Annotated in this window: 1 protein-coding gene and 1 pseudogene; one reads left to right on the forward strand and one right to left on the reverse strand. The window is 43.5% G+C overall.

What is annotated here, in order from left to right; translation table 11 throughout:
• Window positions 1-135: 135 nt before the first annotated feature.
• Window positions 136-552, reverse strand: a complete 417-nt coding sequence (locus QP860_RS10470; protein WP_013439800.1) for an N-terminal phage integrase SAM-like domain-containing protein — start codon at window positions 550-552, stop codon at window positions 136-138.
• 271 nt (window positions 553-823) lie between these two features.
• Between QP860_RS10470 and QP860_RS10590 the strand changes: the two are divergent.
• A pseudogene (locus tag QP860_RS10590) lies at window positions 824-1,900 on the forward strand (IS4 family transposase); the annotation flags it as partial.

The raw sequence follows: 1,900 nt of genomic DNA on the forward strand, positions 1-1,900 counted from the left end.
TTCTTTGTTAAAATCAGTCATAGGGGATTTCCTTTCGTATTGATAGTGTTCAAATCAATTATACGGAAAGGGAGTCCCTTTTTTTATACCCAATTAGAATTTAGTCTAAGGAACTGTTCATCCTTACACATAAAATTATACAGTTCCGCTTTTAGGCCTTTCCCTAGCCCATTGATTAACGGCCTTCTGGCATAATTGCGGCGTGATCTTGTCTAAGTAAACATCACCCAAGACGGGCAAGACCTTTGATTCCATACAGCGCTTGAACTGGTAGAAGGAAGTTTCCTTCACTGTTTGAGCGTACAAAGGAAGATACAGTTCAAGCAGGCCCTTGAAAGTAAGCCGCTTCTGATTGATTGGCAAATAGTCTCCGTTCAAGATTGCTTGCTGAACATCTAAGTAAGCTTGTTTGGCATCCTTTAGTGTCTTGAAGCCCTGATTCCTAATGATGATAGATTTTCCTGTAGTCTCATCTTTTCCAGCGTAGACAATGAACTTGTAGCGATCTTTCCCGCTGGCTGTTTGATACTTGATAATGTCTTTCTTGTTCATAGTGATTCCTGCTTTCTTTTTCCGGATACGTCCACAGGCTTCAATATGATTAGAAAAATATTTTGTTTTTGGGGATGCTGGCAACAGTCAACGACTAACTGGCATCCCCTGGAAAATGTCCACTTTTATTAGCTTCTTAAACTTCCCACTTACAAAAGTGGGCTTGTACCTTGAAAATTCAATAGTTTAGCCAATAAAAAAGCACAAGGCCTTTGTTCGCTTGATGTAATTCAACTACAACATCATCAATATCAAACGAAAGGCTTGTGCTATGTCTAGTTTACCATCATTCGATACTGAAAACGAACCTAAAATTGCCCGTCCTGTTGAAAAGTTCTTCAAGGACTACAAAGTTATGGAGCTTCTCCGTAGATGTGGGCTCCGCAAGTCCGAAGGAATCCCGCTTTGGTCGATCCTTTCATACATCTTCAGTAATGTGTTTCCAGACAGAAGCATGTACATGCAACAGAAGTATGGCAAGTGTACTGCTGGCTTCTCCAAAAACACCTACTATCGATTCATGCAGAACCCACATATCAACTGGCTTCGCCTCACTATTCTGCTAGCTGAGAGGATCGTCAATGGGCACCTGAAAGATCTGACTTCTGACCAACGTGCCGATTGCTTCGTCTTTGACGATTCGCTCTACTCTAGAACTGGATCCAAGAAGACTGAGCTGGCTGCCAAAGTATTCGACCACGTTTCGATGACCTACAAGAAGGGCTTTCGAATGATGACCATGGGTTGGACTGATGGATCCTCCTTTGTCCCAATCGCTTCATCACTCTTGTCCTCAAAGAACAATCAGAATGTCATCGGGACGACCAAGAAGATCGACAAGCGCACAATCGCGGCCAAGAGATGGCCCAATCAAAGGGGACCGATGTAGTTATCCAGCTGCTCGATCAAGCCTTGAAAGCAGGACTCACTGCCAAGTACGTCATGTTTGACACTTGGTTCTCCAATCCTCATCAGATTGTCCAAATCAGTCAACGTGGTTTGAACGTAATCGCCATGGTGAAGAAAAGCTCCAAGATCACATACGAGTTCGAAGGAAAGCAGATGAACGTCAAGCAGATCTTCAACGCATGCAAGAAGCGTCGAGGTCGTTCAAGATATCTCCTGTCCTTCCCTGTAAAGGTTGGAGATCCCGCCAAAGATGGTGCCCAGATTGATGCCAGAATAGTCTGCGTAAGAAATCGTTTCAACCGCAAAGACTGGATCGCTCTTATTTGCACGGACATGACGATCGATGAAAATGAGATCATCATAATTTACGGCAAAAGATGGGACATCGAGGTCTTCTTCAAGACCTGCAAGAGTTTCTTGAAGCTTGGCACTGAATACC

The sequence above is a fragment of the Aerococcus sp. UMB1112A genome (assembly GCF_030230715.1).
GTDB lineage: Bacteria > Bacillota > Bacilli > Lactobacillales > Aerococcaceae > Aerococcus.